The sequence below is a fragment of the Arthrobacter sp. Y3221048 genome, from assembly GCF_059092685.1.
On record NZ_JBNHHX010000002.1, the window covers coordinates 129,515 to 153,504 of the forward strand.

21 protein-coding genes and 1 riboswitch are annotated in these 23,990 nt (G+C 67.2%); of the genes, 8 read left to right on the forward strand and 13 right to left on the reverse strand.

The genetic code is table 11. From position 1 onward, the window contains the following. Nucleotides 1-188: 188 nt before the first annotated feature. Both AC5RVS_RS05220 and AC5RVS_RS05225 read right to left on the reverse strand, forming a co-directional pair. Nucleotides 189-1,595, reverse strand: coding sequence for an NAD-dependent succinate-semialdehyde dehydrogenase (locus AC5RVS_RS05220; protein ID WP_494107408.1), 1,407 nt, complete (start codon nt 1,593-1,595; stop codon nt 189-191). Between the two features lie 230 nt (nt 1,596-1,825). Continuing rightward, complete coding sequence (locus tag AC5RVS_RS05225) at nt 1,826-2,209, reverse strand: RNA-binding S4 domain-containing protein (protein ID WP_493989720.1); 384 nt, start codon at nt 2,207-2,209, stop codon at nt 1,826-1,828. 226 nt (nt 2,210-2,435) lie between these two features. Here AC5RVS_RS05225 and AC5RVS_RS05230 point away from each other — a divergent pair, with 226 nt between their 5' ends. From AC5RVS_RS05230 to AC5RVS_RS05255, 6 genes are all read left to right on the forward strand, one after another. Then, nucleotides 2,436-3,635 carry a glycerophosphodiester phosphodiesterase family protein gene (locus tag AC5RVS_RS05230; protein ID WP_494107409.1) on the forward strand — a complete coding sequence of 400 codons (1,200 nt, stop codon included), beginning with the start codon at nt 2,436-2,438 and terminating at the stop codon, nt 3,633-3,635. Between the two features lie 194 nt (nt 3,636-3,829). Continuing rightward, nucleotides 3,830-5,140 (forward strand): MFS transporter, encoded by a 1,311-nt coding sequence (locus AC5RVS_RS05235; protein ID WP_494107410.1) that lies wholly within the window; start codon nt 3,830-3,832, stop codon nt 5,138-5,140. After that, nucleotides 5,137-5,844: a FadR/GntR family transcriptional regulator gene (locus tag AC5RVS_RS05240; protein ID WP_494107411.1), complete on the forward strand. Its 708-nt coding sequence runs from the start codon at nt 5,137-5,139 to the stop codon at nt 5,842-5,844. Before AC5RVS_RS05235 ends, AC5RVS_RS05240 begins: the two co-directional genes overlap by 4 nt. 132 nt (nt 5,845-5,976) lie before the next feature. Continuing rightward, complete coding sequence (locus AC5RVS_RS05245; RefSeq protein ID WP_494107412.1) at nt 5,977-6,909, forward strand: cytochrome b/b6 domain-containing protein; 933 nt, start codon at nt 5,977-5,979, stop codon at nt 6,907-6,909. Nucleotides 6,910-6,999: 90 nt separating this feature from the next. Further along, nucleotides 7,000-7,377, forward strand: coding sequence for a hypothetical protein (locus tag AC5RVS_RS05250; RefSeq protein WP_493989715.1), 378 nt, complete (start codon nt 7,000-7,002; stop codon nt 7,375-7,377). 121 nt (nt 7,378-7,498) lie between these two features. After that, nucleotides 7,499-8,515: an alpha/beta hydrolase gene (locus AC5RVS_RS05255; protein WP_493989714.1), complete on the forward strand. Its 1,017-nt coding sequence runs from the start codon at nt 7,499-7,501 to the stop codon at nt 8,513-8,515. A gap of 105 nt (nt 8,516-8,620) precedes the next feature. Here AC5RVS_RS05255 and AC5RVS_RS05260 read toward each other — a convergent pair whose 3' ends face one another. The 4 genes from AC5RVS_RS05260 to AC5RVS_RS05275 are packed head-to-tail and all read right to left on the reverse strand — an operon-like array spanning nt 8,621 to nt 15,018. Then, nucleotides 8,621-11,149 carry an AMP-binding protein gene (locus AC5RVS_RS05260; protein ID WP_494107413.1) on the reverse strand — a complete coding sequence of 843 codons (2,529 nt, stop codon included), beginning with the start codon at nt 11,147-11,149 and terminating at the stop codon, nt 8,621-8,623. Nucleotides 11,150-11,175: 26 nt separating this feature from the next. After that, nucleotides 11,176-12,309 carry an ABC transporter ATP-binding protein gene (locus AC5RVS_RS05265; RefSeq protein WP_494107414.1) on the reverse strand — a complete coding sequence of 378 codons (1,134 nt, stop codon included), beginning with the start codon at nt 12,307-12,309 and terminating at the stop codon, nt 11,176-11,178. Continuing rightward, nucleotides 12,299-13,993, reverse strand: coding sequence for an ABC transporter permease (locus tag AC5RVS_RS05270; RefSeq protein WP_494107415.1), 1,695 nt, complete (start codon nt 13,991-13,993; stop codon nt 12,299-12,301). The genes AC5RVS_RS05265 and AC5RVS_RS05270 overlap by 11 nt, the downstream gene beginning before the upstream one ends. Continuing rightward, complete coding sequence (locus tag AC5RVS_RS05275) at nt 13,990-15,018, reverse strand: extracellular solute-binding protein (protein ID WP_494107416.1); 1,029 nt, start codon at nt 15,016-15,018, stop codon at nt 13,990-13,992. The genes AC5RVS_RS05270 and AC5RVS_RS05275 overlap by 4 nt, the downstream gene beginning before the upstream one ends. A gap of 301 nt (nt 15,019-15,319) precedes the next feature. On the opposite strand from AC5RVS_RS05275, the gene AC5RVS_RS05280 reads away from it, so the two are divergent. Further along, nucleotides 15,320-16,381: an aldo/keto reductase gene (locus AC5RVS_RS05280; protein WP_494107417.1), complete on the forward strand. Its 1,062-nt coding sequence runs from the start codon at nt 15,320-15,322 to the stop codon at nt 16,379-16,381. 33 nt (nt 16,382-16,414) lie between these two features. Here AC5RVS_RS05280 and AC5RVS_RS05285 read toward each other — a convergent pair whose 3' ends face one another. The 7 genes from AC5RVS_RS05285 to AC5RVS_RS05315 all read right to left on the reverse strand — a co-directional run bounded on the left by AC5RVS_RS05285 (nt 16,415) and on the right by AC5RVS_RS05315 (nt 21,921). Next, a complete protein-coding gene (locus AC5RVS_RS05285) occupies nt 16,415-16,921 on the reverse strand; it encodes a flavin reductase family protein (RefSeq protein WP_494107418.1) in 507 nt (168 codons plus the stop codon). A gap of 52 nt (nt 16,922-16,973) precedes the next feature. Next, nucleotides 16,974-17,088: riboswitch (SAM riboswitch) on the reverse strand. A 103-nt stretch (nt 17,089-17,191) separates the two neighbouring features. Further along, nucleotides 17,192-18,061 carry a prephenate dehydratase gene (locus AC5RVS_RS05290; protein ID WP_494107419.1) on the reverse strand — a complete coding sequence of 290 codons (870 nt, stop codon included), beginning with the start codon at nt 18,059-18,061 and terminating at the stop codon, nt 17,192-17,194. 86 nt (nt 18,062-18,147) lie between these two features. Beyond that, a complete protein-coding gene (locus AC5RVS_RS05295) occupies nt 18,148-18,360 on the reverse strand; it encodes a hypothetical protein (RefSeq protein ID WP_493989706.1) in 213 nt (70 codons plus the stop codon). A 153-nt stretch (nt 18,361-18,513) separates the two neighbouring features. Further along, nucleotides 18,514-19,320, reverse strand: a complete 807-nt coding sequence (locus tag AC5RVS_RS05300; RefSeq protein ID WP_494107420.1) for an amino acid ABC transporter ATP-binding protein — start codon at nt 19,318-19,320, stop codon at nt 18,514-18,516. Next, nucleotides 19,307-19,966, reverse strand: a complete 660-nt coding sequence (locus AC5RVS_RS05305) for an amino acid ABC transporter permease (protein ID WP_493989953.1) — start codon at nt 19,964-19,966, stop codon at nt 19,307-19,309. Before AC5RVS_RS05305 ends, AC5RVS_RS05300 begins: the two co-directional genes overlap by 14 nt. Nucleotides 19,967-20,010: 44 nt before the next feature. After that, nucleotides 20,011-20,829: an amino acid ABC transporter substrate-binding protein gene (locus AC5RVS_RS05310; protein ID WP_494107421.1), complete on the reverse strand. Its 819-nt coding sequence runs from the start codon at nt 20,827-20,829 to the stop codon at nt 20,011-20,013. A 165-nt stretch (nt 20,830-20,994) separates the two neighbouring features. After that, the gene (locus AC5RVS_RS05315) at nt 20,995-21,921 is read right to left on the reverse strand and encodes a diacylglycerol/lipid kinase family protein (protein WP_493989703.1); all 927 of its coding nucleotides are present in this window, start codon (nt 21,919-21,921) and stop codon (nt 20,995-20,997) included. A 173-nt stretch (nt 21,922-22,094) separates the two neighbouring features. Here AC5RVS_RS05315 and AC5RVS_RS05320 point away from each other — a divergent pair, with 173 nt between their 5' ends. Next, entirely contained in the window at nt 22,095-23,975 is a 1,881-nt protein-coding gene (locus tag AC5RVS_RS05320) for a penicillin-binding transpeptidase domain-containing protein (protein WP_494107422.1), read from the forward strand. The last annotated feature ends 15 nt before the right edge of the window (nt 23,976-23,990 follow it).

Sequence of the window (23,990 nt, forward strand, 5' to 3'; positions counted from 1 at the left end):
GGTTGTCACCGCTGAGGGCCGTCCGGGCCACCATCCGGGGCCATTTTTTTGTTCCTTCGCCGCAAGCGACCGCTGCTGCGCTTTTCGAGGCGCTGTCGCGAGCGTAGATGGACTTTAGGCGATCACAAATCAGCGGGCCCCTTCCCACGCGTGGGAAGGGGCCCGCTGATCGTTCGATGCCGGACCGTTTAGTCGGCGATGTAGAACAGGCGCTTGTTGACGAACTCGTCCATGCCCAGCGGGCCGAGCTCGCGTCCGAAGCCGGAGCGCTTCACGCCGCCGAACGGAATGTCTGCGCCTTCACCGACTCCGTTGACGTTGGCCATGCCAACCTCCAACTGCTGGGCGATCTTGCGGGCGCGCTCCTCGTCGGTGGAGAAGACGGCGCCGCCCAGGCCGTAGTCGGTGTCGTTGGCCAGTTCCAAGGCTTCCTCGTCGCTGCTGACCTTGTAGACCACGGCCACCGGGCCGAAGAGCTCTTCGCGGTAAGCGCGCATTTCCGGAGTGACGCCGGTCAGGACGGCCGGGGCCAGGTATGCACCGGGGCCATCGTGCAGGGTGCCGCCGGCGTGCAGGGTGGCGCCCTTGTTGACGGCGTCCTTGAGCTGCTCGGCCAGCCCTTCGGCGGCGGCCCGGGAGGAGAGCGGAGCGAAGGTGCCCTCGGCTTCTTCGGCCGGGTTGCCGGGCTTGAGATCCTTCGCCAGGTTGGTCAGCTCCGCCACGAAGTCGTCGAAGATGTCCTCCATGACGATCATGCGCTTGTTGGAGTTGCAGGCCTGCCCGGTGTTCTCGATGCGGGTGGCCCACGCTTGGGCGGCAGCCGCCTTCACGTCGTCGGTGTCCAGCACTACGTAGGGGTCGGAACCGCCCAGTTCCAGCACGGCCTTCTTCAGGTTCTTGCCGGCCAGCTCGCCGATGATGGCGCCGGCCCGTTCGGAGCCGGTCAGCGAGACACCCTGCACGCGCGGGTCGGCGATGATGTCCGCGATCTGCTCGTGGCTGGCGAAGAGGTTGATGTACACGCCGTCGGGCACACCGGCGTCGTCCATGATCTTCTGGATGGCCAGGGCCGAGCGGGGGCAGGTCTCGGCGTGCTTGAGGATGATGGTGTTGCCCAGCATCAGGTTCGGCGCGGCGAAGCGGGCCACCTGGTAGTAGGGGTAGTTCCACGGCATGATGCCCAGCAACGGGCCGACCGGCAGCTTCTGGATCATGGCGCGGCCGCCGCCGATGGCCTTGATTTCCTGGTCCGCCACCAGCTCGGGACCTTCAGTGGCGAAGTAGCTGAAGATGTCGGTGCAGAACTCGGCCTCGCCCTTGGACTCGGACAACGGCTTGCCCATTTCCTCGGTGATGATCGCGGCGAGCTCGTCGGCCCGTTCGGTGAACAGTTCCGCGATGCGGGACACCACCTTGGCGCGGTCCGTGATCGGCGTGGCCTTCCATGCTGTGTAGGCGGCCTGGGACCTGGCGAGGGCGTCCTTGACCTCGGCGTCGGTGGCGGTGGGGAACTCCTCGACCACCTCGCCGGTGGACGGGTTTTGGACCCGGTAGCCCGGCTGGGTGGATGAAGCGGCGTGGGAAGTGGTGGTCACAGCCCTGATCTCCTTCAGATGATGACATAGCAGCGGGACGGCGGCGCGGCCGTCTCCGCTTCCCATCTTGTACCGTCCGGCCGGTTATGTGAAGTGAGTTACGCTCAAGGCATGAGGCGAAGAAGCCCGGCACCGCCAGATTTGACCGGCAGCCCGGGCACGGTGCGGTCCAGCCCCGCACCGTCCGCACGCCCTGAAGTATCCGGCGAACCGCTTCCGGGCTCCCGTACCTAGCGCGGGCCGCGCAGCCTGTCCATCTCCCGCCGGTCCTTCTTGGTCGGCCGGCCGGTGCCCCGGTCGCGCTGCGGAATGCCGAGCGACGGCATGGCCGGGCGCGGCGGCGTGTGGTCGGTGAAGCAATGCGAGGCCGCCTCGGCACCCACCCGCTTGGCGATCAGCCGGCGCACCTCCAGGATCCGCTCGTAGCCGGGCTGCCGCACCCGCAGGGTGTCGCCCGGTACCACCGGCTGGGAGGCCTTGACCGGGTTGCCGTTCAACCGGACGTGTCCCGCGCGGCAGGCGGCGGTAGCCGCGGAACGGGTCTTGTAGGCGCGGATGGCCCACAGCCACGCATCGACGCGCACCGAGCTCGGGGTATTGGCGGAAGTATTCATGCCCCTCCGAGTCTAGCGCCGCCGCGGTTGGGGGCCCCGGCCGGGCGGATCACGCCGCCGCCGTCACGGTCACGTCCCTCCCACTCGCAGTGGTGTTTCCTTTCACCCCTTGTTCACAGCCGGTTAGCCGGCAGGTTCACTGGCGCTGTGAAGCTCGATGGCGGGGAAACCCGGAAAACCACTACGAAGGGCGTCATATCCCATGGCATCTCGCCTGCTCAGAACATTGACCACATCCGCCGCGGCCGTCGCCGTCGGCGCTACCCTCGTGGCCGCCCCGGCGGCCGGCGCGCAGATCAACCCCGGCGGGCAGGATGAAGCCCCGCTGCTGATCGGCCACCGCGGGGCCGCCGGCACCGCGCCCGAAAATACGGTCGCGGCCTTCCAGGACGGGCGCGCCTCCGGGGCCGACTTCTTCGAGATCGATGTCCAGCTCAGCGCCGATGGAGTGCCGTTCCTGTTCCACGACGACACTCCCGTCCGGACCACCAACGTGGAGGAGGTGTTCCCCGAGCGTGCCGGCGACCCCATCACGTCCTTCACCTGGGATGAACTGCAGCAGCTCGACGCCGGATCCTACTTCGGCGCCAAGTACCAAGGGGAGCGGATCCCGCACCTGGATGACGCCGCGAAGATTGCCACGGTGAAGACCGGCGTGTACATCGAAATCAAGTCGCCGAAGAACTCCCCGGGCATCGAGCAGCTCGTCGCCGACGAGCTCCGCACCGATGCCACCTGGAAGAAGCTTGTTGCCGCCGACAAGGTCCAAGTCCTCGGCTTCGACGAGGCCTCCAACCGCACCTTCGCCGAGGTGGCCCCCGAGATCGCGCTGCAGCAGCTCTCGAGCACCGTCCCGGGTCCGGCCACGCTGGAATCCTGGGCGGCCTTTGCCGATTCGATCGGCACCAACTACCGCACCCTGACGGCGCAGCATGTTGCAGACGCCAAGGCTGCCGGGCTGGTCGTCGGCGTCTACACCGCGAACTCGCCCGAGGCCGTCCAGCACTCCATTGACCTCGGCGTCGATGCCGTCACCGGTGACTTCCCGATCCAGACCATGCGCTACCTGGACGGGCGGAAGCCCTTCCCTGCGGGCACCGGCCTGGAAATCTCGGGCGCGGTGAATGACCCGGCCGGCAGCGACGTCCAGCCGGAAACCGGCGAGCACGTGGTGCTGCGCAACACCGCCAACCACAGCATCGACGCCAGCGGTTACATCATCCGCGACGCGGCGAACAATATCCTGGCTGTGGGCGAGGGCTACGTGCTTGCCCCCGGCGCGGAATTACGGGTCTACACCGGTCCCGGCACCAACAGCGCCGAGGCCTACTACAACAATGGCACCGCGTCACTGCTGAACAACGGCGGCGACTCCATGGCGCTGTGGACCCCGCAGGGCACGCTGCAGGACGTCTTCGCCAACTAAGCGGCAACCGTCTGCACGACGCCGGCACCGCGGACAGGCTTCCACCCCGCCCGAGGTGCTGGCGTCGTTATCAACTGCTGCCCCGAGAGTTACGAGGGCGGAGTCCCCGCCGTCGGTGTCCCGGAACCCAAACGGACGCCAGCCAGGGCGGAGTTCATTTTGCCGCGTAGACATCAAACGTCTAACGTTTAGGGGTGAGATCGAACCGACTTCCATCCAACGGCGCCAGCAGCGGGCAGGAGCCGGGCGGGGAGGACGTTCCGGCGGTGGAGTTCGCCGAGGCTCTGGTACCTGAGCTGGACGTGCAGGAGCCCGCCCCGGCCCCGGCCGCACGCCGCCGGTGGTTCATCGCCGCGGCCGTGGCCGCCGTGATACTCATCGGGCTGAACCTGCGGGCCGGCATTGCCAGCGCGGCCGCGCTCTTCCACGACCTGCAGCAGCTGCTGGGGTACGGGCCGCTGGTCGCCGCGCTGCTGCCAACCGTTCCCGTACTGTGCTTCGCGGTGGCCGGAGCCGCGACCGCCTGGCTGAGCAACCGCGTGGGACTGGAACGGGCCATCGCGCTCGCGCTGACACTGTTGATTGCCGGACTGGGCCTGCGGGGGATCGAATCCGTCGGGATGCTGCTGGCCGGCACGGTGGTGTCCATGTCCGGACTCGCGGTCTGCAACGTGGCGCTGCCGGCGTTCATCCGCAAGTACTTCGCTCACCGGCCGTCGACGATGACCGGTGCCTACACCATCTCCATGTCCGTCGGCGCCACCGTGGCCGCCGCAGCCAGCGTCCCACTGGCCGCGCAGTTGGACTCGCCGTCGCTCGCCCTGGCCGCCTGGGCGCTGCTGGCCGTCGTCGGGCTGGCAGTGTTCCTGCCCATGGCTTTGGCCGGCAGGCGCGAGTCAGGCACGCGGACCCGGGGCCACTCGTCGCCGTGGCCGCTGCTGCTCACGCGCAAAGGCGCGCTGCTCACCGGCCTGTTCACCATCCAGGCACTGCTCGTCTATACCGTGATGGGCTGGCTGCCGTACATCCTGATCTCGCGCGGGGTGGATGCCGCGGCGGCGGGGCAGCTGCTCGCGCTGGTCCAACTGGTGTCCATCCCCGCCGTCGTCCTGCTGCTGGCGATGGCGGCGCGCCCGGGCCTGCTGCGGCCGGCCTTCATGATCACCTGCGCGGCGTCGCTGGCAGGCTATCTCGCCTTGCTCGTGCTGCCCGCCGAACTCGCCGTGCTGCCCGCGGTTCTGATCGGCCTGGGGTTTGGCGTTTTCCCGCTGCTGATGCTGGTGATCAGCCGCAGCGGTTCCGATGCGGCCGAAACCACGGCGCTGTCCACGCTGGCCCAATCGGTGGGCTACCTCTTCGCCGCCTTGGGCCCGTTCGGCCTCGGCCTGCTGCACAATGCACTCGCCGACTGGACCATACCGCTGGTGCTCCTGGTGGCCGGCGCGGCGCAGCAACTGCTGCTGGCCCACGCGGTCAGCGGCCTGGTGCGGAAGGCGCGGGCGTGAGGTCCGGCCCGCTCCAGCGGCCGGCGCTGGCGGAGGAAGTCACGTCGAGGCTGCGGGAGTCCATCGCGGCGGGGCAGTGGCAGCTGGGTGCCCGGATCCCTTCGGAGCCGGAACTGATGTCAAGCCTGGGCGTCTCCCGCGGCACGCTGCGCGAGGCGGTCAAGGCGCTGGCCCACGCCGGGATGCTCGAGGTGCGCCGCGGCGACGGCACGTACGTCCGGGCCACCAGCGAGATCAGCGGCACCGCACGCCGCGCCTACCGCGAGTACGACGACGAGGACGTGCTTCAGGTGCGTTTTGCGCTGGACACCCAGGCCGCGCGGCTGGCCGCACAGTCGGCCCGGTCGGCACCGTCAACCGGTGGCGGCGCCGTGGAGGCGCTGCGGGAAATGCTGGCCCGGCGCCGGCACGCCTGGGCGGAGCAGGACCTGGAGGGCTGGATTGCTGCGGACTGGGACTTCCACCTGGCCGTGGCCGAGGCCTCCGGCAACCCGCTGCTGCACGAGCTGTACGGCAGCTTTGGCGACGTGTTCCACGGGGCCAAGATGGCCCAGCGATTGCGGGACGGCTTCGACGGATGCCTGCGCGCCGGACACGAGGACCTCGCGGATGCCATCGCGGCCGGAGACGAAGAAGCCGCCGTGCGGACCGTCACCGCCAACCTGCGCTACTGCCTGAAATGGATGCCGCAGAAAGGCCAATAGCGCCCCGCCAACGCCGGGCGGCGGCCGGCTTCGGCCGCCACGGCCGGGCTTGTGGCACGATCCCGCGAAGGCGGGGTACCTTGAATCACGAAGCCCGGACTGTCGGGAAGCAGGGAACGAGGAAAGCTGGCGATGTCCACTTCGACGAAACCGTCCGGAAGCACCCGGAAGACGTGGCTGAAGATCACCGCGGCAGTGGTCGCCGCCGTCGTCGTGCTTCTGCTGTTGGTGTTGCTGGCCAAATGGCTGCGGACCATGCCGGGCGTGCAGGACTTCCTGGCCGCCTACCCGGGCCGCTCCGAACTGCCCGAGTCCGCGCCCGTCGGGTTGCCCGCCTGGCTGGGCTGGCAGCACTTCCTCAACTTCTTCCTGATCGTGTTGATCATCCGCACCGGCCTGCAGGTGCGCGCCGAAACGCGCTCGCCGGCGTACTGGACCCGCAACAACAAGGGCCTGGTGAAGACCAAGAACCCGCCGACAAAGATCACCCTGAATCTGTGGTTCCACCTGACCCTGGATGCGTTGTGGGTGCTGAACGGCATCGTCTTCATGGTGCTGATCTTCGCCACCGGGCACTGGATGCGGATCGTGCCCACCAGCTGGGACATTTTCCCGAACGCGCTCTCCGCCGTGCTGCAGTACGCATCGCTGGACTGGCCACTGGAGAACGGCTGGGTGAACTACAACGCGCTGCAGCTGCTGACCTACTTCGCGACCGTCTTCATCGCCGCCCCGCTGGCCATCGTCTCCGGCCTGCGCACCTCCGCCGCCTGGCCCAAGCGGGCGGCGGTCAACAAGTACTTCCCGATTGAGGCGGCCCGGGCCATCCACTTCCCGGTGATGGTGTACTTCGTGCTGTTCATCATCGTGCACGTGACCCTGGTGCTGGCCACCGGCGCCCTGCGCAACCTCAACCACATGTATGCGGCAACGGACGACGGCGGATGGACCGGCTTCTGGATCTTCGCGGCCTCCATCGCGGTGACGGTGGCGGCCTGGTTCCTGGCCCGGCCGATCTTCCTGCGGCCGATCGCCTCCCTGACCGGCAAGGTCACCAGCCGCTGACGGGCAGGGCCGCCAGCCGCTGACGGCGCGACCGCCTGACCGCGTGACGGCCTGACCGCTGCCGGAGGGAGCACCGCTACACTGCTCCCCATGATCACCGTTGCGGCCATCGCCGCGTGCATTGTCTTCGCGCTGTTGGCCGTCTTCCAGATCCTGCTTGCCGCGGGCCTGCCGCTGGGCCGGTTCGCCTGGGGAGGAAGCCACCGCACCCTGCCGGCGAAGCTGCGCCTTGGAAGCGCGGTCTCGGTAGTCCTGTATGCGTTCTTCGCGTTCATCATCATGGACCGGGCGCAGCTTCTCGACACGCTGCCGGAGTCCGCATCGCTCGTCTTGATCTGGATCCTGACGGCGTACCTGTTCATCGGCGTCCTCATGAACGCCATCTCGCGCAGCAAGCCCGAGCGGTGGACCATGACGCCGGTCGCGTTGGCGCTGGCCGGCCTGAGCCTGGTGGTTGCCCTCGGCTGACAGGCATTCCGGCCGTTGGCCGGCGGGGCTTGCCGGCCGTTGGCGGGAGGCGGGGGAGGGACTTGCCCTGCGAGCGGGGCGGCCTCACGATTGGTTCACTACCGGCCGACGGGAGGAAGCAATGCGGGTCCGTTTCCGCCGCGCACTGGCAGCCATCGCCGTGCTCGTCACCGTCCCGGCGGCTCTTGCCGGCGGCCTGGTCTTCTGGCTGCGATTCAGCCCGCGGCCGCTGGCGGTGCTGCTGCGGGTGCTGTCCGAGCGGGACGGCCGGCGCACGGCCCGCGCCATGGCAAGGCATGTGCCGGACGGCATCAGCGAAGTGTTGGATCAGGAGTACCTCAGCAACCACGGGCATACCCACCTGGACGTGTTCTTCCCGGACAAGGCGGCCGCGGATTCGCTGCGCCTTCCCACGATCGTCTGGATTCACGGCGGGGCCTGGATCTCCGGCACCAAGAACGACGTCGCCAATTACCTTCGGATCCTCGCCTCCTACGGCTTCACCGCCGTGGGGGTGGACTATTCGCTGGCCCATGTGCGCCGCTACCCGGCCCCGGTGCGCCAAACAGCCGCCGCGCTGCGCTACCTGGAGCACAATGCGGACCGGCTGCACATCGATACCGAGCGGATCGTGCTGGCCGGAGACTCGGCGGGCGCGCAGATCGCTGCGCAACTGGCGCTGGTCATTGCCGACCCGGACTATGCCAAGAGGCTGGGCATTGCCTCGCCCACCAGGCCGGACCGGCTGCGCGCCGTGCTGTTGCACTGCGGGGCCTACGACCTCTCGCTCGCCGGGGCGGACCAAGCCGGGAACCAGAACTACCTGCGGACGGTGCTGTGGTCCTACACCGGGGCCAAGGACTACCTGGAGCGGCCGTACATCACCCTGGCCTCCGTTGCCCGGCATGTGGACGCCAACTACCCGCCGGCTTTCGTTTCTGCAGGCAACACCGACCCGTTGCTGCCGCACTCGCTCGGGCTGGTCGAAGCGCTGCGGGCCAAGGGCGCGGTGGTGGAGGAATTCTTCCCCCAAACGGACGCCGGGCTGGGGCACGAGTTCCAGTTCAACCTGGAGCTGGAAGCGGCGTGGCAGGTGCTGGAGCGCAGCGTGGCGTTCCTCCGCCGCCACACCGGGTGAAGCTGGGGACACACTGAACCGCCGCCGATTGTGAAACCGCAGGCGCCGACTGCACTGCCACCGCGGGAACACCCGGACCACCGGCCCCGGGCAGAGCACCGTCATCTAGAGTTCTGCATGTTTTCTTTGCCGGTGCTGCTTCACCCAGCGACGCTTCAGGCCTACCAGACGCATGACGAGGGCCCAGTAGACCACTCCCGAGACGAGTGCGGCGGCTACAGCCACCGCCGGATGAATGGAGAGGAGGGGCGGAAAGACGAGCCAATGGGTGAGGTAGATGTACAGCGACGCGCTGGCCAGCAGGACTGTTAAGCGCTGCAGACCGCGGGGTACTGGCAGGGACGGCAGCCAGACGAGCACCACAATCCCGGCCAACAGCGTTGCCTCCCGGGGTGGGTCATTGAAAAAGCCCGGAACGCTGATCAGTGCGAGGGCGGTAACCAGCCAGCGATGGGCACCGGTACGAGCTTGGGCCACGGCCCACCCGAGGGCGAACAACCACAGGGCGGGACCTGTGTTGGGCACTCCAAGATCAACGATTTCGAAGCGGCCGACCAAGCCGACGGCGGTGAGTCCGAGCGGGAAACCAAGGGGAAACCGCCGTTCCAGCCGCGTCAGCGAAGGAATAGCGAGCAACACGATCATGCAGACAAGGAGGTAGGTCAGAACCTCCACAAACCAGAAGTGCCATTCGGTCGTTACCTCCTGGGGGCCGACGAGTGCGTTCAGCAGGAAAATGTTGGCAACGCTGTAATCGTCGGTGATGGCGTAGGCCATGGCAATGAAGGCGACGCTCGGGACAACTATCCGCGCGAGGCTGGTCAGTTGGCGGCGCAGCCGCTTGGTGCGTTCGCCCCGCAGCTGGAAGCGCGCGAAGTTGTACCCGGCGACTGCCAGGAGCACGTGGGCAGTGCCCTCCCAATGGAACAGCCCGATGTGCGTGCTGACGATGAAGACGATCGCTATGGCGCGCAGCACGATGCTGGATTCGATCGGTGCAAGCAGCTTCCGCCGTCGAACCGGTAGTGCACCCCGCTCCAGCTCGGCGACGGGCCGCAGATGCCAGTCGTCCGGCAGCGAGCCGAGCGCGTTCTCCAGACGGACCGACGTAGCCACATAGGACAGCGAGTCGCCACCGAGTGACACGAAGGTGCTTGTGTCTTCGACGGCAGGGACCTCCAGCTGCTCGGCCAGAATCGTGCGCACGTCCTGCGGTCCTTCCGCACGTGAAGGCGCATGTTTCCGCGGGATCGGGGCGGGCTCGGCGAGGGCCAGCACGGCCCGATAATCCGGCTTTCCGTTGCCTAGCCGTGGAAGCTGGTCCATGGCATATATCTTCAGGGCGGAGCGCGGAATACCCATGTCCCGGGCCAGCACCTTCCTGAGGAGGCCGGGGTCGTGGTCGCCTTGGACGGCGACCACAAGGTGCTCATCGGTGCCGGCACTCGTGGCCTGCACACCCAGGTCTGCCAGGACCTGTTCCACCCTGCCAAGGTCGATGCGCAGCCCGGCGATCTTGATGAATCTGCTCCGCCGTCCCACAACCTCATACAGTCCGTCGGGATGCCTGCGCGCAAGATCGCCGGTGCGCAGCTCGCTAACTGTGCGGCCTGCTGCCAGATCAGCCGGGTTTTCGGCGTAACCGAGCATGACGTTGGGACCCGCGTACACCAGTTCGCCGTCATCGAGTCCGTCCACCGGGTCAATCCGAAAACTGCCCCCGGGCACAGGTACCCCGATGCGGGAAGGGTTTTCTGCGGCCAGCCGCGGAGGGAGATAGGCCATCCTTGCCGTGGCTTCGGTCTGGCCGTACATGACGAACAGTTCCCAGCCCTGTTCCCGGCCGAGCTCGGCGTACCGCCGGACTAGCTCGGGGGCCAAGCGTCCCCCCGCCTGCGTCACGTAGCGCAGGTGCGGCAGCTCCATGTCGGAGAACCCCACGCGTTCCAGGAGCTCGAAGGTGTACGGCACAGCGGCGAACGTCGTTGCCTCGCTGCTGCTGAACAGATCCCAAAAGCAGGGGTCCACTACGGAGAGGTCGGTGAGCACTACTGAAGCGCCGGTGAGCAGGTGGCTGTTGATCACTGAGAGCCCGTAGCAGTACGACATCGGCAGGGTCGTGACGGCCCGGTCCATGGGGCCTATGCCCAGGTATTCTGCAATGGCTTCCGCGTTGGCCTGCAGGTTCGAATGCGAGAGCCGCACGAGCTTTGGGGAACCGGTGGAACCGGATGTGCTCAGCAGGAGGGCAAGGTCCGGATGCAGCTGGTGTCTGGTGACCGGACGCATCTCCAGTATCCTCGGTTCCCCGTTCCCGGCGCCGGCTTCCATGACGACGTCTGGATCGAACGCGTCCCTGATGGGTCCCACGGCGGAGGGCTTGTCCCCCGGCACCAGAATCAGCGGATGCCCCCCGGACAGCGCAGCCAGGTAGGCCACGAGGGAATCGACGTCGTTGGACGCCGCCAGCAGCACCAGCCGCCGTTCCGGACCAAGCCGGCCAGCGACCGCCTCCACGCGGTCCGCCAGCTGCCGGTAGCTGAGCGTAGCGTCATCCGACACCACGGCAGGACTGTCGGCGAAGCGCGCGAGTTCCGCGGCGAAGGCGACAGACGGTGCCGTCTCCAGCGGCATGGTTGGCATTGCATTGGGCAAGGGAATTACCTCGATGTAGTGGCTATCGGGACGGTACCGGCAGTACCAGGGGGCGGCGCGGTGACGGCCTCGTCGCCGACCAACAGGGTCGGTGAGGTCCCGGCTGTGACGGTCACGCTGACGGGGGTGCCTGGCCCATAGCGCACCTGGTGCGGCTGCCAGGACCGCAGCATGCGGCCGGAGGGCAGGCGGATGTGGTGGAGCACAAAAGCTCCCCGGTACTCCAGGGAGACCACCTTGGCCTGCGCGCCAGGGTCCGGCGAGAGCGCCACTTCATGCGGCCGCAGCACCACGTCAACGTCTCCATCGCAGTTCGCCCACCCCGGCACCGTGGAGACAACCCCGATTTCGCAGGTGAGCAACCCGTCGTGGACATTCGCGGGAAGAAAATCTGCGTCGCCCATGAAGGAGGCCACAAAGCGTGTGGCCGGCTGTTCGAAGACGTTCTCCGGTGAGTCGATCTGTTCAATGGCCCCGTCCCGCATGACCACTACCCTGTTGCCTACCGAAAGTGCTTCCGTCTGGTCGTGGGTCACCAGCAGTCCCGTGGTTCCGGTCTCCTGAAGCACCGCGACAATATCCGTTCGTACCCGCCCTCGAAGAGTCTCATCCAGGCTGGAGAACGGTTCGTCCAGCAGGACGACGGCGGGGCGGGGGGCAAGAGCACGGGCCAGCGAGACCCGCTGCTGTTCCCCTCCGGACAACTCGTGCGGATAGCGGGCGGCCAAATGGCCAAGGTGCACCAGTTCAAGCACCTCGGCGACCCGCTTCTGCCGTTCCACAGCAGGCAACCGGCCCAGCCCGAAGGCGACGTTCTTCTGCACGGTCAGGTTCGGGAACAGAGCATGGTCTTGGAACACCAGCCCCACCCGGCGGCGTTCCGGTTCCTGGAACCGTCGGCGGTCCGCGACGATCTCGCCTGCGATGCTTATCGTTCCGGTGTCGGGACGCTCCAGTCCGGCGATGAGCCTGAGCATGGTCGACTTTCCGCATCCTGATGGGCCGACAACGGTCACCAGCTCCCCGGCGCCAACCCGAAGGTCGAGCCCCGCGGCAGCTGCGACGGAGCCGTAGCGCCGGCCAACGCCGCTGAGTTCCAAGGCCGGGGTGCGCGGCTTGTTCCTTGGATCACCGGTCATGGCCCACCGCCCCCGTCCGGAAGCCGGCTGTCCGGCGAAACAGCAAATAGACCGGGATAACGGCCACCGCAACAATACCCAGTGCGGGCAGCGCAGCCTTCTCCCAGAAGTTCTCCCGGGCCAGCTCGTATACCCAAACAGAAACCGTCGTGAACCCGAACGGCCGCAAGAGAAGCACGATGGGCAGCTCCTTTACAGCGTCGATTGCCACCAGGACCATCGCTACAGCTGCGCCCCGGCGGGCCAGGGGCAGATGCACGCGGGCCAATAGCCTTGTCGGCGTGGCTCCAAGACTCATCGCAGAGGAAGTCAACGCGGGCGGGATTTTGGAGAAGCTCGCGTCTACCGCCTGATGAGCGGGCGCCAGGAAACGCACTACATAAGCGAAGAGGATGCCCGCCACCGAACCGGTAACCAGCAGTCCCGTGCCACCTGGAACACCGGCCCACTCGAGCATCTCATCGAACCGTGCGAACGCGATCAGCACGCCGATTCCGATCACCGCACCGGGGACCGCGTAGCCGAACGTAGTCACCTGCGCGGCCCCGGCCACCACGGCACCTCCGCCGAGGCGCAAACTGTGCCCGATGGTAAGGGCCAGTGCGGCGCACAGCAGTGCGGCGATCGCGGCGACGGCCATGCTGTTCAACAGGTACTCCAGGAACCGGGGGTCCAGCAAGGGCCCGGCACGGCCGAGGGTCTCCCCGGCGGCCCATACGAGCAGCTGGGCAACCGGAAGGATGAAGCCGGCCCCCAGCACGCCCAAGCCCCCGAGCGCCGCCAGCCATCCGGCCCAGCCGGTGAGCCGCCGGGCCTGCAGGCCCTCGCCCCGTCCGCCTTTCTGGTGAAAACGAGAGCGTCCCCGAAGCAGGCGTTCCCCGGCAAGCACCGCGACCGCGAACAGCAGCACCAACACCGAGAGCTGGGTGGCCGCATGGAAGTCGAAGCTGCCCTTCCAGACAAGGTAGACGCCCACGGACACGGTCTGCACATTGAAGTACTGAACGGTTGCAAAGTCCGTCAGGGTTTCCATCATCACCAGTGCCAGGGCGGCGGCAAGCGATGGCCTGGCCATCGGCGCCAGCACCCGCCAAAACGTGCGGGTGCGGCTGGCACCCAGGGTGCGGGCGGCATCGTATGTGGCTGCGCTCTGTTCAACGAGCGCGGCCCGCGCCAAGAGGTAGACGTACGGGTAGAGAGTCAGCGACATGACAATGACGGCCCCGGGCAGGGACCGCACCTGGGGCAGCCATGCACCCGGGCCGAGTACTGCCCGCAGCATCTCTTGCACCGGGCCGCCGACGTCGAAGGTGGAGAGGAACACAAAGCCAAGGATGTAGGCAGGCATGGCCAGCGGCAGCACCAGGGCCCACAGAAGCACGTTTCGGAGCGGAAAATCGTAGGCGGTGACCAGCCACGCCAGCCCCCCGCCGATCAGCAGCGTGCCCGCCCCGACTCCTGCCATCAGCAAAAGGGTGGTCAGGACCATCCCGCCCAGGTCGCGCGGCAGGGTGCCGTTGGTCAAGCCCCCCAGTCCGTCCAGGACCACGGCGACGACGGGCGTAGCCACCAGCGCCGCAGTGACCAACACGACCGCCGACCACAGCCGGCGGCCGTGTCCGGTCAAAGGGCGCCGGTGCTGTCCGGAAACCCCTGCATCAGCCAGAACGGCTGATTCACTCACTTGTAGCCGGCCTCGGCAAGTACCGCGGTAGCCTCGGCGTTGAGATCACCGTAGGCTTCGGCGTTCAACGGCATGCGGTTGAAGTCTCCGAACGCAGCTATCACCGGCTCAGGTTTGACCGACGGGTTGACGGGAAACTCATGGTTGGCGTCCACGAACGCGTTCTGTCCCGTGGTGGCCAGCCACTCAATGAGCCGCTGGGCCTCCGCCGCATTATCTGAATCAGCCACGACCCCGGCACCGGAAATGTTTACGTGCGCGCCCGCCCCCTCCTGGCTGGCCCAGAACAGGTCGACGGACAGATCGGGGTCCTTCTCCAGGGTGCGGGCCAGGTAGTAGTGGTTGTTGATTCCCACGTCGCAGGCCCCGGCGTCGATGGCTTCGAGCAGGAGGACGTCGTTGCTCATGATCTCCACGTCGTTGGCCACCCAACCCTGGACGATTTCCAGGGCCTTGGCCCGCCCGTGAAGATCGATGAGGCTGGCGACCAGGGACTGGGTGTAGGACGAGGTCGCATCGCGCATGCAGAGCCGGCCCTTCCACTGTGGGTCGGCCAAGCCCGCGTAGCTGTCCTGCGCGTCAAATTCCGAGGGATCGACATTTTCCGGGTTGTAGGTGATGGTTCTGGCTCTCATGGCCAGTCCGAACCACTGCCCCTCGGGGTCGCGCAGGTCCTTCGGGACCGCCTCCTCCAGCTTTTCCGAGCGGATCGGCGCCAGCACGTCCTGACGCGCCGCGTTCCAGAGGTTTCCGGCGTCCACGGTCATGAACACGTCAGCCGGGGTATCGCTTCCCTCAGCCTTAACCCGCTCAAGCAGCTCCGCGTCGTCACCGGTGATGAACTCAACGGAGATTCCGGTTTCATCGGTGAACTGGGCGAAAGCCCCCTCCAGGTCATAGTGCCGGGCGGAATAGATCTGCAGATCGGCGGGCGCTTTACCTATTCCCAAGACGCCGCAGCCGGAGATGGCCAACATGGGCACGGCCAAGGCGACGCAGCCAGCAAGAAGCTTGGGTCGGTGCATAAAAGGTACTCCTGGAGGAAGCGGCGAGGCCGCGTGTAAAAAAGGTGAGGCTAACCTAACCCGAAGGAGCACATTAAACAATTTGGAACGAAACGATCAGGTCATCGGCACCGCGCATCCGGCGTTGAAGACAGCCTCGCAAGGCGGTTCGGGGTGGGTCACGGCGCATTGGTCGGCACCGTTGCTTCGTCCAGATCGGAATGCTCCTGGGGCACGGGCAACGTGTGGCGGCACCCTCCCGCTGCTTCCCGGGCACCGCCGTCGTACGCTGGGAACCTGCCCAGCGAAGGGGGAACTACCAATGGACGACGCCGGATCCCGGCTCATTTTCGGGTGCATGGGTTTGGGCGGCGGCTGGGGGAGCGGGCCGCTGGAAGCGGCCGACGTTGCGGCCGCGCACGCGGCCGTCGCGGCGGCACTGGAGGCAGGGATCACGACGTTCGACCACGCCGACATCTACGCCCACGGCAAGGCCGAGGCTGCGTTCGGGCGGGTGCTGGCGGAACGTCCCGAGCTGCGCGATTCGATCAGGCTGCAGGGCAAATACGGTATCCGGCTGCCGGTACCCGGCCTGGTCGGGCAATACGACTCCTCGCGCGAAGCCATCCTGGCCCGCACCGACGAAAGCCTGCGCCGGCTGCACACCGATCACCTGGACACGCTGCTGATCCACCGGCCGGATCCGCTGGCGCCGGCTGAAGAGATCGCCGCGGCGTTCAACGAGCTCCGGATGGCCGGGAAGGTCCGCCGTCTTGGTGTCTCGAACATGTCCGGCGAACAGATGCGCTGGCTGCAGTCGGCGCTGGATGAGCCACTGGCGGTAAACCAGCTGGAAATGAGCCTGTACCGACGCGACTGGCTGGAATCCGGCGTGCTGGTGAACCACCCGGACGGGACGGGCACCAGCTTCCCGCACGGCACCTTGGAATACTGCGCCGCCAACGGGGTGGAACTGCAGGCCTGGGGCGCGCTGGCCCAGGGCCGCTACAGCGGGCGTGCGGCAGGCCTGGCCGGGGCGGCGGCCGGCGCGGGAACACCCGCCGCCGGGATCGCACAACATCACGTCCGGGCGGCAGAGGGGGCTGCGGCAACGGATGCTTCCGCACGGGCGGACGCCTCACTCCCGGCGGATCACGCGGCCGCTGCCCTGGTCACGGAACTTGCCCGGGACAAGGGCTGCCCGCCGGAAGCCGTGGTGCTGGGCTGGCTGCTGCGGCATCCGGCAGGCATCCGGCCGGTCGTCGGTACCAGCAGCCCGGACCGGATCCGGGCCTGCGCCCAGGCGGAGGCGGTCGGAGCGGCGATGACCCGCCAGGAGTGGTACTCCCTGTGGGTGGCTGCCCGAGGCAGGCCGCTGCCCTAGCTGGCCGCTGCCGCCGGAGCGGTAACGTTCGTCCTAGACGAAGGCTGGCTGTTCCAGCCGGCGGAACCCGGAATCGTGGAAGACCAGGGGCTCGTGGGTGCCGTCGTGCGTGGACAGGCCGTGCACCTGCAGCAGCACGACGTGGTGGTCCCCGGCCGGGACCTCCTGGTGCACCGAGCAGTCCAGCCACAGCGCCGCGTCGTGCAGGAACAGCGCGCCGTCGTCTGTGCCGTGCAGGCCGAGGCCGGCAAAGCGGTCACCGTTCTTGGACGCGATCTGGCGGCAGACGCCGTCGTGCCCGGTGCCGAGCACCGAGACGCCGATCCGGTCGGCCCGGCGGACCACCGGCCAGGTCCGGGAGGTGTTTTGCACGGCGAACATCACCAGCGGCGGCTCGAGGGAGACGCCGACGGTGAACGAGGAGGCGACGATGCCCTGGGGCTCGCCGTCGACGATCGCGCACAGCGCCGCGATTCCTGAGGGGAAGCGGCCGAAGGCGGAGCGCAACGTGTTTGGTGTCAGGTCATTGTGTAGCGACATGGCGTCCTTGGGGCTTGGGCGCATCCGCTGCTGCCGAGCTGCTGCGGGAGGATACGCGTACTTGCCTGCCGACATACCCGGCGGGCCGAATCATCACCTGGAGCACCCCGCTACGGTAGAGGGTTGCCGGCCAACCAGCCAGGGCTGTGTAGTTGGCGCTCTTGATTCGTCTCCACGCTAAGAGCGGGGAAGGGCCTGGGTCAAACGTCGGTAACAGTTCGTCAAATGCCGCGGTTTACTCGAGGCGGCCCGACGGCTGTTGCCCCACTGCTACCGGGCGACGCCGTCCGGGCGCACGGTCTGTTGGCGGAACGGATGCGCCGGATAGACGCCCAGAAGGCGGATCTCCGTGGTGAAGAAGTCCAGTTCCTCGAAGGCGTGGACCATGGCCTGGTCGTCCGGGTGGCCTTCGACGTCCACCATGAACATGGTGGCGGCAAACTCGCCGCCCACCATGTAGCTCTCCAGCCGGGTCATGTTGATGCCGTTGGTGGCGAATCCGCCCAGCGCCTTGTACAGCGCCGACGGCACGTTCCGCACCCGGAAGACGAAGCTGGTCACGGCCGGACCGGGCAGCTCCTCGCGGGACGGGACCGGCCGACGGTCGGCCAGCACCACGAACCGGGTGGTGTTCGTCGGATCGTCTTCGACCTTTTCCGCGAACACTTCCAGGCCGTAGAGCTCGGCGGCCATCGGCGGCGCCAGCGAGACCTTGGTCGGGTCGTTCCACTCCGCGACCTCGCGTGCGGAGCCGGCGGTGTCGCCGGCGATCACCGGAATCAGGCCGAGCCGGCGGATGAGTTTACGGCACTGGCCCAGCGCGTGGATGTGGCTGTGCACTTCGCGGGCCTGCTCCACCGTGGCCCCGCGTATGCCCAGCAGGCTGAAGCGGATGGGCAGGAAAAACTCTTCGACGATCTGCAGGGTGGTCTTGGGCAACAGCGCGTGGATGTCCGCCACCCGGCCGGCGATCGAATTGTCGATGGGAATCATGGCCAGTTCCGCCTCGCCGCCCGTGACGGCGGCGAAGGCGTCCTCGAAGCTGGCACAGGGCACCGCTTCCCAACCGGGGCGCACTTCCAGGCAGGCCATATGGGAGTTCGAGCCGGGTTCACCTTGGTACGCAATTGCTGGAGCCATGGGCGAAATTATCCCACCGGGGCCGGCCGTTGCTTCATTTCGGAGGTCCTGCCGGCGTCACAAAACAAGGCCGGCCCGCCGGCGGCTTAGTACAGATGGGATTCCTGGGTGATGCCGTAGGGCACGTCGTCGCTCAACTCCACGGTGAACTGTCCGGGGCCGGTGCGCGTGACCAAGATGCCGCAGTCGCCGTCGAGGGCCGCGATCTCTTGCAACTCTTCGACCGCGGCATTGAGAAGATCGTGCGCCTCGGAAGCCGTCTGTGCCGTCAAGGACTTGGTAGCCAAGGAAGTGGCCATGGTTCTGCCTTTCGTGGCCGGAGGTTTCCGCAGAGGAGAAAACGCGGGTTGGAAGCTTCCGGCCGGAACGAGCCTGCCATGCGGAACGGTGCATGGAAGTTTACATTCTGCCATCCCAATGGACATCAGATGAATTTTGGATGGGGCGTGGCGTTAGAACGGGTTCAGCAGCCGGTGGACGAACTGCCGGGTGCGCTCTTCCTTCGGTTCGCGCAGCACCTGTTCGGGGTGCCCGCGTTCCACCACCACGCCGCCGTCCATGAACACCACTTCGCTGGCCACCTCACGGGCGAAGGCCAGCTCGTGGGTCACCAGGGCCATGGTCCAGCCTTCGTCGGCCAGTTCCTTGATGACGTGCAGCACGTCGCCCACCAGCTCGGGATCCAGCGCCGACGTGGGTTCGTCGAACAACAGCAGCGAGGGTTTGAGCGCCAGGGCCCGGACAATGCCGACCCGCTGCTGCTGCCCGCCGGAGAGCTGATGCGGGTACTGGTCTTCCTTGCCGGACAGCCCGACGCGGTCCAGCAACGACCTGGCATCGCGCACGGCTTCGGCCTTGGGCCGCTTCTGGACCTGGACCGGGCCCTCGATGATGTTCTGCAGCACGGTCATGTGCGGAAACAGGTTGTAGTGCTGGAACACCATGGCGCTGCGGTCACGCAGGGCGGCGATCTGTTTCCGGTTCACCGGCGAACCGAAGTCCACGGCTGGGCCGCCGGAAAAGGCGACCCTGCCGCCGTCGGGGGTTTCCAAGCCGTTCAGGCACCGCAGCACGGTGGTTTTGCCCGATCCGGAGGGTCCGATCAGGGCCAGCACCCCGCCCGTCTGGACGGACAGGTCGATGGACTTGAGCACCTGGTTGCTGCCAAAGGACTTGCGCAGCCCCTCCACGGAGAGCACGGGCCCGGCTGCGGCGCCGGGCTGCGGCGCGGGGGCGGCAGGGACGTCAGTGGGCGACATAGCGTTCCAACCTCTTCTCCAGTCGGGACTGCCCGGCTGACAGGACCAGGCAGAACACCCAGTAGACAACCGCGGCCTCTATGTAGAGCAGCATGAACTCCTGGCTGAACGCCGCAATCTCCTGCGCCGCACGGAACGCCTCGGTCACCAGGATCAGCGAGGCGAGGGACGTGTCCTTGACCAGCGAGATGAAGGTATTGGACAGCGGCGGTACCGACACGCGCGCAGCCTGCGGCAGGATGATCCTGCGCAGGGTGGTGGTGCCGGCCATGCCGATGGTGTGGCCGGCTTCCCACTGACCCTTGGGAACGGACAGGATCGCGGCGCGGATGATTTCGGCCGCATAACCGCCCACGTTCAGGGAGAACGCGATGATCGCGCTCGGCCACGGGTCGAGCACCACGCCGATCGACGGGAGGCCGTAGAAGATCACGAACAGCTGGACCAGCAGCGGGGTGCCGCGGATCACCGATACGTAGGCGCGGGCGATGCCGGACAGGAGCCGGTTGCGGCTCAACCGCATGAGGGCAACGACAAGCGCCAGCGCCAGGCCGATGGCGAAACTGGCCAGAGTGAGGGGGATGGTGCCGGTCAGCCCGCCCTGGACGATAGGCCAGAGCGAATTGCCGACGAGCTCCCAGTCGATGTCCATACGGTTACGTTAGCGTCTCCCTTTAGACCCAGACCCCTCTACTTGGTGACGTCCGCGCCGAAGTACTTCTCGGAGATCTCCGCCAGCGTGCCGTCGGCGCGCAGCTCCTCCAACGCGCTGTTAAAGGCCTCCACCAGGTCGTCGCTGCCCTTCTGGAAGGCGAAGGCGCTCTGCGTCTCCTCGTCCGTTTCGGCGGCTACCTTGATGTTCTGGTTGTTGTTGGTGGCCTGGTAATCCAGGTAGGTCAGCTTGTCGTTGACGGTGGCGTCCACGCGGCCCTGCTCCAGCAGCGAAACCGCCTGCGCCCAGCCCTCCACGGCCTCAACTTTGGCGCCGGCGGACTTGGCCAGTTTGTAGAAGTTGCTGGTCAGCGACTGGGCGGAGGTTTTGCCCTCCAGATCCGCCAGGGAGGAAATGTCGTTGTTGTCCGACTTCACGACGACGACGCCGGTGCTGACCGTGTACGGATCCGAGAAGTCGTAGGTGGCCAGGCGGTCTTCGTTGATCGAAACCTGGTTGGCGATCACGTCGAAACGCCCCGCCTCCAGCCCTGCGAAGATGGCGTCCCACTGGGTCTCTTCAAACTGGACGTCGACGCCGAGCTTTTCCGCCACCGCGGTGACGATCTCAACGTCGTAACCAGTCAGGTCGCCGGTGCCGTTCTCGTGGAAGCTGAACGGACGGTAGGTCCCCTCGGTCCCCACGGTGATCACGCCGGCGTCCTGGATCTCCTGCAGCGTGGTCGCGGCGGCAGAGGTCGCCGGCTCCGACTCCGACGGCGAGGACGTGCTGCAGCCGGCCAGCACCAAAGCGGCTGCTGCGGCGGCACCGAGGACGGACAAACGACGACGAATCATGGTGGAAAACCCCTTGTGGTGTGGGACGAAAAGCCAACCGGCGGGTGACCGGCAAACGCTGAACGCTAGCACGTACAACAACGGGCACCTCAAGATATGTTCCGAACTGTGTCGGCAATGTGAGCAGCCGCACCCCCGAAGGCGTGCACCGGCGTCGTTATGCTTCTATTCCGCAGCCACCCGCACCACGAGTGCGCCGGGATCGACGCGCATCATCAAACGGGAACCCATGCCGATATGGTCGCCGTCCAGCTGCATCTCCTGGGGCCTGCCGGCGTGGATCTCCACGTGCTTGCACTGATAGTAGTCAACCGAAGGATCCACGCTCCGGCCGCGTTTGGCGAGCCCGGCCAGCACGCCGAGCCAGCCCAGCCGGCCGCGCGGGGAGATGGTCATGATGTCCAGCAGGCCGTCGTCGAGCTGCGCGCCGGGGAACATCTCGAATCCGCCCTGGATCTTGCCGCAGTTGCCGCCCATCACGCTGCGCATTCGCAAGGTCATGGGCTTCCCGCCGTCTATGGTGAGCGTGGCACGGACCGGCTTGCCCGGAAGGTTGCGCAGACCGGCTTCCACGTACGCCAGCCACCCAATACGGTCCTTGAGGCCGTCGTCGGTGCCGCCGATGACGGCAGCGTCAAAGCCGAGACCGGCCATGACCAGGAACACGGAATCGCCGCCCGATTTGTCCACGGTGGCCCGGACGACGTCGATCCGCCGGTCCCGGCCGGCCAGGGCGATGCCGGCAGCGGTCTCCGGGTCGTCAACAGGCAGGTCCAGGTTGCGGGCCAGCAGGTTGCCGGTGCCCAAAGGGATCACGCCCAGCGGCATGTCCGTTGCCGCCAGGCGGCCGGCCACCCGGCGCACCGTCCCGTCGCCACCGGCGGCGATCACCAGGTCGACCCCTGCTTCCATCGCCTGGTGTGCCTGGCCGGCGCCCGGATCCTCGAGCGTGGTCTCGAGCCAGAGCGGCGGCTGCCAGCCGGTTTCGGCGCACAGGCCCTCGACCAGCGCCACCAGGTCAAAGTTGAACTTTTTGGACGGGTTCCAGATCACCGCGGCACGGCGGGAACCTGGGGGAGCGGATGCGGTCATGGTGTCCTTACTGTCCTGTTTGCCGGCTCCAGGGCCGACGTCCCGACGAACCCATTCAAGCACCATCCGGCCCTCGCCGCCCGGCTCGACATCGCTGCTGGCCGCTTATAGGTTCTAACAGGACACCCTCGGATCCGGGAGAAGAATTGCTTCGGCGCGCACTTGCACTCATCATGGCCCTGCTGCTGACGGTAGCGGTGGCTGCCTGCGCTCCGGAGCGGGAGTCGCCGGATCCGACCGCCCAGGCGCTGGCGGAAGCGCTGGCGGCCAACGACGTGTCGAAGGTACCCTTCGCCGATGCCACCGGCGCCCAGGTGCAGGAAGAACTGGCCGGGCTGACCGAGGGCATGGGCCCGTGGGAGCCCGACGTCACCGTGACCGGCGTCGAAGAGGTCGAATCCAACCTCTTCCGGGCCACCCTTTCCTATGACTGGCCGGGGCCGGATGCGGAGCAGGGCTGGAGCTACACCACGAGGGCGGACCTGCACTACGCCGAGGACGCCTGGCAGGTCCGGTGGACGCCCCAAATCCTGGAGCCCTCGCTTGCCGAGGGCGAGCGGCTGGTGCTGTCCACCGAGGAGCCGCAGCGCGGCCAGATCCTCGACGCCGAGGGGAAGGCGATCGTCAAGAACCGTCCGGTCAAAATCGTCGGCATCGACAAGACAGGCCTGGACAAATCGGCCGTCGAGGACTCCGCGCGGGAGCTGGCCAAGCTGGTGGACATCGATTCCGCCGGTTACGTGGAAAAGGTTGCCGCCTACGGGCCGAAGGCTTTCGTGGATGCCATCACGCTGCGCGAGGACGCCTTCGACGACCTGGACCAGAAGAAGCTGAAGGACATCGACGGTTTCCTGTCGGTGGATGACCAGATCCCGTTGGCGCCCAGCCGCACGTTCGCCGCGCCGGTGTTGGGATCGGTGCGGGAGGCCACGGCCGAGGACATCGAGAAGTCCAAAGGCACGGTGGTGGCGGGCGAGACCGTTGGCTCGTCCGGCTTGCAGGCAGCCTTCAACACCGAGCTCTCCGGCGCGCCGGGGGTCACGGTCTCCGCGGTCGGGCAGCCTGCCGAAGAAGGCGGCGAAGCGCCGTCCCGCCAGCTGTTCCGCCAAGATCCGGTTGGCGGCGAGGACGTGAAAACCACGCTGGTGCCGGACCTGCAGTCGGCGGCCGAGGACATCCTGGCCGACATCGACTCGCCGAGTTCGATCGTCGCGCTGCGGCCGTCGACCGGTGCCGTCCTGGCGGCCGCGAACGGTCCGGACAGCGAAGGCTACAACACGGCGTTCCTGGGCCAGTATGCCCCGGGTTCCGCCTTTAAGATCGCCACCGCACTGGGCCTGCTGCGCAACGGCATGACACCCGACTCCGCCGTCACCTGTGATCCGGAACTCGTGGTGGACGGCCGCAGCTTCGAGAACGCGGACAGCTATCCCGCGGCGTTCACCGGCGAGATCACCTTGACCGAGGCCATCGCCCACTCCTGCAACACGGCGTTCATCGCCGAGCACCAGGAACTCTCCCAGGACCAGCTGGCGGACGCCGCCGGCGCCCTGGGCATAGGCATGAAGGCAAACCCCGGCATCGAGGCCTTCATGGGCCACGTGCCGCGCGAGGATACCAAGGGGACCGCGCACGCGGCCTCGCTGATCGGCCAGTCACGGGTGCAGACGTCCCCGCTGGCGCTGGCCACGTTAATGGCCGCCGTGGTGGAAGGCGGATCGGTCGTGCCCACGCTGGTGGACGGGCACGACCCCAAGGCCGAGCTCCCGGAGGCACCGGAGCTGACCGCCGAGGAGGCCAAGCAGTTGCGCACCATGATGCGCTCGGCAGTGGTGGACGGCTACCTGACGAACTTGGCCGACCTGCCCGGCAAACCCGCCATTGGCAAGACCGGCACCGCAGAGTACGGCTCGCAGGACCCGCCGCAGACCCACTCCTGGGTCATCGCCGGCCACGGGGACCTGGCCATTGCGGTGTTCGTGGAGGACGGCGAGCTCGGCTCCGAAACCGCCGGCCCGCTGGCCGAGGCGTTCCTGGAAGCCGCCGCCGGCTAGGCAATAAACAACGAC